Below are 8,644 nucleotides of genomic sequence, written 5' to 3'. Positions count from 1 at the left end.
CATTTTCGGCCGGACAAATTCCCTATGGACCCGGTGATCTTCACGGGTCGCGTGGATTTGCATGAGTTGAAAGAGGACAGGCCCCGTTTGTACGCGCAACTGTTGGAATCAGGAGAACTGGAAGACGCCATTACCGGGCCGCCACCGCCGTGGCTCGAACGGTGGGCTCGCGTGTTCGGCCTGACAGCTCTGGTGCTCGGCATACTGACGATTGTGCTGATCATCTACTCCATGGTATTCCTGTACCGCTAGAGGCAGTATGTCGTATTCGAGAACCAGAACACCTCCCTAATCAAAGTGGCTGTCGGCATGGACCGCGAATCAGACGTGGCATTCTCGACGAAGTTGGCCGGGAAGCTGGTCACCATCATTAGCCTGGCCCTGGTTGGGATGGTCGTCGCCGGTTCAGGAAAACCGGATGGATCTCCGGCCCCGGCCCCCATTTCAATCTCGATAATTGAAGGGCCAGGACTTGATTTTTTGCCGGCCCACGAAGCGTATTTACCTGCACAAGGAACGTCGTCTTTGCAGGTAGCGGATGCCCGCTATTCGTCCATCCGGAGTCGCACATCTGTGGCGGATCCGGACGCCTGCCTTGACTGTCACGATGACGACAGCATGACGATGGAGAGAGACGGCCGGGAAGTCTCCCTCAACGTCTCGCCGGAAGCCTATGCCGCTTCTCCGCACGGAAAGGTCGATTGTGTCGAGTGCCACGTCGGGTATGACCCCGACGAAGAACCGCACAACGAGAACACACAGCCAGTAGACTGTGCAACATGTCACAGCTCGGCGTCGAGAGCCTTTCGCGCAAGTGGTCACAGGGCAGACCTGTTATGTTCGTCGTGTCATTCGAATCTGCATACAAGAGGTGGCACGCGTGCGACGGTCGCGACGTGCGCCAGCTGTCATGATGATGCTGTGCGCGATGTCAAGGCTAGCCTGCACGCCAGCGGAGACTTCGGACCGACATGTCTCACCTGTCACGATTCTCATCGCGTCGCCATGGCAAACACAGCCACGTGTCTGTCGTGTCACGGAGAGCGGGAGTTTGTACATGACCACATCTTGCACGAGGATGTCGAGGCGGTGCTCAAGTACAGCGACAGCATTCACGGCGACAATATTGAGTGCAACGATTGCCATGCAAGCCATAAGGTGTTGTCAACTGAGGACCCAGCATCGCCGGTTTCCCGAAGGAACGTAGCGGGCACGTGTGCCACATGCCACGACGACGTGGCTGATGAGTATCTCGCTTCAGAACATGGCAGGGCGCTGCAGTCCGGCTTTGAAGGCGCTCCGACATGCACGGACTGTCATGGCGAGCACGACATTCATCAGATAACGGATAGTGAATCTCTCGTAAGTCGGCAGCATGAGGTTGAGGTGTGCGAAAGCTGCCATCTGAACACGAAGGAAGTCACCGCCCGGATGACACATACCACGGGCTTTGTGGCGGGCTACAACCAGAGCGTTCACGGACTCGCTGCAACAGGCGGAAACGCCGATGCGGCCATCTGCAGTGACTGTCATGGAGGACACCAGGCAGTAAAGGCAAGCAACCCCAACTCGAAGATCAACAAGTTCAACATTGCTGCGACCTGTGGACATTGTCACGACGAGATCGAGACGGTGTTCGAAGGCAGCATTCATGGAATCGCACTTGCAGACGGTAATTCGGATTCACCGACGTGCACGACGTGCCACTCCGAACATGCGATCACCGAACACACAAGTTCGGCATCACCTGTGGCAGCCTTGAACGTCTCCGAGCAGGTGTGTCGGCCATGCCATGACTCGTACAAACTGTCGACCAAATATGGATTTCCGTCAGACCGGCCCAAGTCGTTTGGTGACAGTTACCACGGCCTCGCCACCCGATTCGGATCAGACGAAGCGGCAAACTGCGCGAGTTGCCATGGTGTGCACGACATCTTGCCGTCGTCGGACGAGCGATCGAGAGTGTTCCCAGCGAATCTCGAAGTGACGTGTGGAGAGTGCCATCCGGGAGCCACAGCCAATTTTGCACGCGGCTCTGTTCATGTTGTCCGCACGCCGGGCGGCGACTCGCTACTGTACTGGATCTCGACGATATACATCCTCGTGATCGTTGCGACGATCGGGGCCATGGGTGTCCACAACACGTTGGACTGGGGTCGCAAGATGGTCAACCATTACCACGAGCGCCTTCAGCCGCCTCCCCGTGGAATTCCCGGCGTAGAGCGGAAGACAGGTCTGTACGTACGCATGACCGTGAACGAGCGAGTACAGCACGCGCTGCTGGCTGGTAGCTTCATTATCCTGACGATCACCGGATTCATGCTCAAATTTCCCGATGCCTGGTGGGTTGTCTTTCTGCGGGAAAACTTCGGGGTCGGCGTGTTTGACCTTCGAGGAGTCCTGCACAGAGGAGCGGCGATCGTTATGGTCGGCGACTCTGTGTACCATCTCTACTACATCATCTTTACGAAACGGGGCAGGCAGTTTGTAAGCGATATCATGTTCCGCGGCCAGGATTTTCGGGACATCATACAGATGATGCGCTACTATGTCGGTGCGGTAAAGAGTCGACCACTGTTCGATCGCTTCAACTACGTCGAGAAGTCGGAGTACTGGGCCCTCATCTGGGGCACCATCGTGATGACGGTAACGGGAATTATTCTCTGGTTCGAAAACCAGTTTATGGGACAATTCTCGAAGCTGTTTGTGGATGTGAGTGAAACGGTTCACTACTACGAGGCCTGGCTCGCATTTCTGGCTATTGTGGTGTGGCACATCTACTACGTGATATTCAATCCTGACGCGTACCCCATGAACTTCACCTGGCTGACAGGAAGAATCACGGAAGAGGAGATGGAGCATGAGCACCCGCTCGAGTTGCAGCGGCTGAAGCGCGAGGAAGAGGAGAGACGTCGCGAAACGGAAGAATGACCCATATGGATCGACTCACCATTCGGTCCCGCTAGAAAAACCTGATTCTTCGCGGGTCTTTTCTGAAGCTTTGGCGTTTGGTACGCCGCCCGCGGTATACTTGTCGCGGGTTGGATTTAGGGGACACGGGCACGCTGCCCTTCCTTGAGGATATCAACGACTGGATATGAACCGACTTCGATCTCTTACGGGGAAGCTTATCGAGTGGCTCAAGCGCCCGGGAAGCAAGCGCAAGCTGGCGATCCGTTCGTCCGTAATCGGTGTTCTGGCGATTCTCTTTGTGGGTCTCTCAGCCGAGTACACGTCGCGGCCAACGTTTTGCCCTACCTGTCACTACATGGAGCCGTACTACGAGAGTTGGCTGGCGGCTCCCGCGCACGAAGAGGTGTCGTGCGTGACGTGCCATTTCCCGCCGGGTATCGCGGGGACAATACGCGGAAAAGTTGAAGGACTTGTCCAGGTAGTTAACTACCTGGGTAGTTCATATACGCGCCGCAAGCCCTGGGCAGAGATTGATGACGCCTCATGTCTCCAGAGCGGCTGTCATGATACGCGACTTCTCGCGGGCAAAGTCGGTTTCAGAGGAGTTGCGTTCGACCACGAACCTCACCTCGGAGATCTCCGGCGAGGCAAAGAACTGCGATGCACAAGCTGCCACTCGCAGATCGTCCAGGGCGACCATATCCGGGTGACGGAGACCACATGCTATCTGTGTCATCTCAAGCCTGAAGGCAACATTGAAACGGCCGAATTCGAGCGAGCTTCGGACTGCACGACCTGCCACGTCTGGGATTCGGTTACGGTGGAACAGCCGACAGAGATCACCGCGTTCCACACGGAGGTTCTTTCACGCGGACTGGAATGCAACCAGTGTCATAGCAAGACGGTAATGGGAGACGGGTTCGTCCCGCCCGAGAACTGCTATGGCTGTCACAGCGAGCAGGACCGGCTTGAAAAAATCGACGACCTGGACCTTATTCACCGCGAGCACATCTCCGAAAACAAGATCGAGTGTATCCAGTGCCACCTCCAGATTCAGCACAAGATTCAGCGTGTGAGCCTGGAGCAGGAACTCGATTGCGCGACCTGCCACAGGCAGACCCACAAGGAGCAAGTAATGCTCTTTACGGGAGAGATTGGTGATGGCGACTCGGCACCGAGTGCGATGTTCGCAGCCGGCCTCGACTGCGCCGGTTGTCACGTGTTTCACGGAGATATCGTCAACGCCGACGATGACCGCATAGCCCAGCCGCAATCCTGTGAGAATTGTCATGGAACGGGCTACAACCGGCTGCTGCGCCTCTGGAAGGCGGGCGCAAATGCAAACCTTGTTGACTTCGGCCGAACCATTCGGACGGTAGAGAATGCGGCCAGAAACCGGGGCACCCAGACCCGGAAGAAGACGGAACCCTTCATTGAGAAAGCGAAGAAGATCCTGCATGTTGTGCAGACGGGGCAGCCGGTTCATAATGTGACTTTCTACGACCAGCTTATCCGGACCGGCTACACGGATCTGGAAAAGGCCGTTCAGGCGGCGAATCTTGGCGTGAAGGTGCCGCAGTACAGAAGTGCGCCAACGGTGCCCGGCCAGTGTGCGAACTGTCACACCGGCATCGACCGGCTGTCAGTCCAGCACGAAGGAATTACCTTCTCACATGAGATCCATGTGGACATGCAGGGTGTTACGTGTGGGACGTGCCATTCGAATGCCGTACGACACGGGCAGGTGGTGCTGACTACGCAGAACTGCAACAGCTGTCACCACAAGGCGACGCCGCCGGAAGTCACGTGCGAATCCTGTCACGAAGAGGCTGCAAGCATCTATGCCGGCACATATCTCGACAAGGATACTCCAGACTATATGTTTGCCGAAGATGTCGAGTGCGTGGATTGTCACATTCCGGATTCAAAGGTCATCCGCCCCACCGTTGCCTCGTGTCTCGATTGTCACGATGAGGGCTACGACTCTGACGCCGAGGAGTGGAAGGTGGAAGTCGCCGACCTTACTCAGACTATTCGGTCGCAGATGGCTAGTATTCCGCGCTCCAGGCGTGACGCGGCGGCGTACCTGAAAGCGCGAAGGGTCCTGGCCGATTTCGAGAAGGGCGCAGCCGGTGGCCTTCATAACTATGAACTGACGAGCGAACTACTGCTCGAAGTGAAGAGCGGACTGGAAGCAATGGGCACGGGTCAGTAGTTAATTCGCGAACAGATCGGGAGGGCCGGATAAGATGTCCTGCCTCACGCTATCCCGATTCCGTCGAAGGGCCGGGCCCGATTGTCCCGGCACTGGCGGTCCGCCACCGTGGAGTCCACAACATTCGGCAGACCGGCGATCTCCTGGCCAGCCTCGGACCGGGCCTCTCAGAACGTGTTTCGTGCAAACTGACGCGTAATGTTATTGTGAAATCCGGATCATGGAATTCTCGGCCCTCAACCGCGGGTTTTATGCCGTTGAAGTAGATGGACGGCACCCCCGGCGGCGAAACAGCGAGACGTGCAAGGATCGAACCCCTTAGGAGTCGGTACCAATTGATTGGACACGACAAGACGTACCTGATCTCCCGGGCCGAGTCAATTAGTCGATGACCAGACAAATCTCAGTCATAGCCGTGGTCGCGGTCGTTCTACTCGGCATCATTTTCCTGCCGGTCGACGTGCCATACAACATCGCCGTTCAGGGCCGTGTCGTTCCGGCGAAGGAATGGTCCCTTTCTCGCAGTCGCAATGACGCCATAGAGACAACGGTACGCGACAACGAGCGCGGCGGCGTCACGCAATACACGGTCAATCGTTTTGCGGGCGGCGATGCAGCTCGCCTCACGATTGAGCCAGGATTGCAGTCGGGCTCGACCGTGCACGAGGGTGATACCGTAGCCTCGATTTACTCGAATGAGATCGCTCGCCAGTACTCAGAGCTGTCCGGACGATTGAACATGGCCACCGCGTCTCTGGATCTCTATGCCACGGGAGAGAAAGAGGCTGTTGTTGAGGAAGAGCGGGTCAAGGTCTTGCAGGCCGAGGAGCTGTCCCGGCAGCACCAGCTGGAGCTAAATCGCCTCCGGCGATTGCGGAGTGAAAGCCTTATTTCAGAACAGGAGCTCGAGTTGGCCGAAAGCGAGCAGCGCGTTCTCGAAGCGGGAGTTGAGGTAGCACGTGCGCGCTACGAGTCCGTCAGCTCCGGCGCCAAGCCCGAGCAGATAGAGCTCACGCGAACGGAAGTGCGATCGCTTCAGGAAGAGATCGACGAGATTACAGAACGGCTTCGTCTCTCTACCATCACAAGCCCGCTATCGGGTCGGGTGGCGCGCTCATTCGGAGCCGACACACTCGTTTCCATTTACGACACCACCGCTTATGTCGTGATGATGATCGTTCCCTTGCATCGTCGCGCAGTGGTCGGTATCGGGGATACGGTACTGGTTTCTGTCGCGGGGCTGGCCGATGACGTGAGTGCCGTAGTGAGCGAACTTGGCGATGAGGTGCACATTGCACACGGGCAGGAGGTGCTCCTCGTACACGCACGAATCAGTAATCCGCCGCGCTTTCTCTTCCCCGGCTCGTCTGCGCGATGCCGAATTCAAGTCGGCAGGGTGCCGATCTGGGAATTCATCCGTCAGGGCCTTTCGGTGTCGGCATGAGCAGACACGAACTGAAGTATCTGGTCGGGGAAGATCAACTGCCATTCCTGCGGCAGCAGATAGAACCCTTTGTGGAGGTGGATCCGCATGTCCGTGGGTTTGAGGGCGAAGGCTATACCGTACGAAGCATCTACCTCGACACCGCCGGGCTTCGCTACTACCGCGAGAAGAAGGCGGGTATCCGTGTGAGGCGCAAGCTCCGCGTGCGAGCGTATAACAAATTCAGTCCGGGAGACTGGGTCTTCCTGGAAATAAAGAGGAAGGTTCAGGATCGGGTGTCAAAGAACCGGGCCCCGCTGCTTTTTGAATCACTGGATGCGCTTTTTCGATCCGGGGATGTCGAACAGCATATTCTCACCGATCGATTCTATCCAGCGTCGATCGATGACGCAAAGCGGTTCTTCTATCATGTGTACAAGTACAATCTCATTCCGGTCGTTTCGACCGTGTACGAACGAGAAGCGTTTATCGGGAGGTATGATCCGACACTCAGGATAACGTTCGACCGTAACCTTCGCGGCCGGGGATACCCGCGGTTGACGGAGATATACGATGAAGGGCAGCATCGTCTCGTCAAACCCGGAAGCTTCGTCATCGAGGTGAAATACAACACCGGATTTCCGCGGTGGCTTCGTGCGGTTCTGGGGAGATATGGACTCCGCACACAGGCGGTTTCGAAGTACTGCCTGTGTGCAGAAACATCAGAGCGAGAGCGGGACAGAAAATCACAGGTTCTGGGCAGTTATCAGACGGCGGTATAAGTCTCGGTTGGATCAGACATGGGTAGCAGAATAATTCAGGACATCCAGGCGCTCGGCCAGTTCAATACGACGATCGGTGATGTCGTCATGTCACTGCTGGTCTCGTTTGTCTGCGGATTGGCAGTTTCGCTCGTATACCGGTGGACGTACCGGGGGGCCAGCTATTCGCCCAGTCTCGTGCGATCCATGATTACGCTTGCGATGATCACAGCGATGATCATGCTTGTGATCGGCAACAACCTTGCTCGCGCCTTCGGGCTTGTCGGCGCGATGTCCATCATACGTTTCAGGACGGCGCTCAAGGATCCGCACGACATTGTATTTGTGTTCTTCGCGCTTGCTGCCGGCATGGCGGCGGGAGTCGGTATGTACAAGCTTGCACTCATCAGTACCGCGGGCGTGAGTGTTGTGATCGCGCTCACGACCAGACTGGGGTATGCAGAACAGGAACGGGATTCGCTCATCCTGCGCTTCTCCTACACCGGCGCGGCGGGAGAGAAGGAGGCGTCCTACTTACCGTTGTTAGAACGCTATTGCAAGTCGACAAAGCTCATCAACGTTCGGGCTGATCAGGCCGAACTCTCGGAGCTCACCTTCTTTGCCAACCTTCGCAAGCAGGGTGAGCGCGAGGCGTTGACGCGGGCGCTCGCGGCGCTGCCCGACGTCGCCAATGTCAGCTTGTACTACGACACAGAGCAGTCGTAGCGGCAGGCGTCACATGGGCCACAGCCAGCCGAAAACTCCCGCGGTTGCAGCGGCAAACAGGACGCCGTCGATGGTGCACTTCAGGGCAAAGGACCAGCTGAAGTAGTTCCAGATCGGATACACGCAATGCGCTCCTGCATGGGCCACGAATGCAACGGCACCAACGACGTGAAAGACGGTGACAAAGCCGGCGCCGGGCGGTAGGACCAATCCGGCGATGTACGCGACTATGGCCGTCAACATGGCGAAGTGCACAAACTGCATCGCCATCTGCTGGATGGATGGACTCAGCACGTTGGGCTGAATGACGAGTATCCCGACCGGCCCGCGCCGGACGCGCTTCTGGTATTCGGGATCTTTCGAATCGACTGCTGAACTAGCAAACGGGAAGGCGTATTGACCTTTCTTCAGATTATGATTCCGCAACTCAACACTAAACCGCTCCTCTTCATCAATTCCATCAAAATCGGTGCGGTGATGAGGCAATACCACGAACAGGAAGAAACTCACTACAAAAACCAGAACCGTAGCGACTAGAATCGGCAGCCATAGAGCAAGGAGGCCGACTTCCATGGTAAATCCTCTAAACTCCCATGAGGGTGACAG

7 protein-coding genes are annotated in these 8,644 nt (G+C 56.8%); 6 read left to right on the top strand and 1 reads right to left on the bottom strand.

Going from position 1 to position 8,644, the window contains the following annotated elements:
- Nucleotides 1-24 precede the first annotated feature (24 nt).
- The 6 genes from HKN37_17995 to HKN37_17970 all read left to right on the top strand — a co-directional run bounded on the left by HKN37_17995 (nucleotide 25) and on the right by HKN37_17970 (nucleotide 8,038).
- On the top strand, nucleotides 25-252 hold the full coding sequence (locus HKN37_17995) for a hypothetical protein (GenBank protein NNE48548.1): 228 nt from the start codon (nucleotides 25-27) through the stop codon (nucleotides 250-252).
- Nucleotides 253-309: 57 nt separating this feature from the next.
- Nucleotides 310-2,931: a cytochrome B gene (locus HKN37_17990; GenBank protein NNE48547.1), complete on the top strand. Its 2,622-nt coding sequence runs from the start codon at nucleotides 310-312 to the stop codon at nucleotides 2,929-2,931.
- Between the two features lie 166 nt (nucleotides 2,932-3,097).
- The gene (locus tag HKN37_17985) at nucleotides 3,098-5,128 is read left to right on the top strand and encodes a hypothetical protein (GenBank protein ID NNE48546.1); all 2,031 of its coding nucleotides are present in this window, start codon (nucleotides 3,098-3,100) and stop codon (nucleotides 5,126-5,128) included.
- A gap of 388 nt (nucleotides 5,129-5,516) precedes the next feature.
- A complete protein-coding gene (locus HKN37_17980) occupies nucleotides 5,517-6,572 on the top strand; it encodes a hypothetical protein (GenBank protein ID NNE48545.1) in 1,056 nt (351 codons plus the stop codon).
- On the top strand, nucleotides 6,569-7,333 hold the full coding sequence (locus HKN37_17975) for a polyphosphate polymerase domain-containing protein (GenBank protein NNE48544.1): 765 nt from the start codon (nucleotides 6,569-6,571) through the stop codon (nucleotides 7,331-7,333). Before HKN37_17980 ends, HKN37_17975 begins: the two co-directional genes overlap by 4 nt.
- Nucleotides 7,334-7,351: 18 nt before the next feature.
- Nucleotides 7,352-8,038: a DUF4956 domain-containing protein gene (locus HKN37_17970; protein ID NNE48543.1), complete on the top strand. Its 687-nt coding sequence runs from the start codon at nucleotides 7,352-7,354 to the stop codon at nucleotides 8,036-8,038.
- 9 nt (nucleotides 8,039-8,047) lie between these two features.
- On the opposite strand, the gene HKN37_17965 is transcribed toward HKN37_17970, so the two are convergent.
- Nucleotides 8,048-8,611, bottom strand: a complete 564-nt coding sequence (locus HKN37_17965; protein NNE48542.1) for a hypothetical protein — start codon at nucleotides 8,609-8,611, stop codon at nucleotides 8,048-8,050.
- Nucleotides 8,612-8,644 lie beyond the last annotated feature (33 nt).

The sequence above is a fragment of the Rhodothermales bacterium genome, assembly GCA_013002345.1.
Lineage (GTDB): Bacteria > Bacteroidota > Rhodothermia > Rhodothermales > JABDKH01 > JABDKH01.
The sequence above is the reverse complement of the archived record's forward strand: the minus strand, read 5'-3'. Positions and strand labels throughout refer to the sequence as shown.

Bases quoted from the DNA above. Each gene is read 5' to 3' on its own strand.
- HKN37_17995 (NNE48548.1), top strand. From the start codon at position 25: ATGGACCCGGTGATCTTCACGGGTCGCGTGGATTTGCATGAGTTGAAA.
- HKN37_17990 (NNE48547.1), top strand. From the start codon at position 310: ATGGACCGCGAATCAGACGTGGCATTCTCGACGAAGTTGGCCGGGAAG.
- HKN37_17985 (NNE48546.1), top strand. From the start codon at position 3,098: ATGAACCGACTTCGATCTCTTACGGGGAAGCTTATCGAGTGGCTCAAG.
- HKN37_17980 (NNE48545.1), top strand. From the start codon at position 5,517: ATGACCAGACAAATCTCAGTCATAGCCGTGGTCGCGGTCGTTCTACTC.
- HKN37_17975 (NNE48544.1), top strand. From the start codon at position 6,569: ATGAGCAGACACGAACTGAAGTATCTGGTCGGGGAAGATCAACTGCCA.
- HKN37_17970 (NNE48543.1), top strand. From the start codon at position 7,352: ATGGGTAGCAGAATAATTCAGGACATCCAGGCGCTCGGCCAGTTCAAT.
- HKN37_17965 (NNE48542.1), bottom strand. From the start codon at position 8,611: ATGGAAGTCGGCCTCCTTGCTCTATGGCTGCCGATTCTAGTCGCTACG.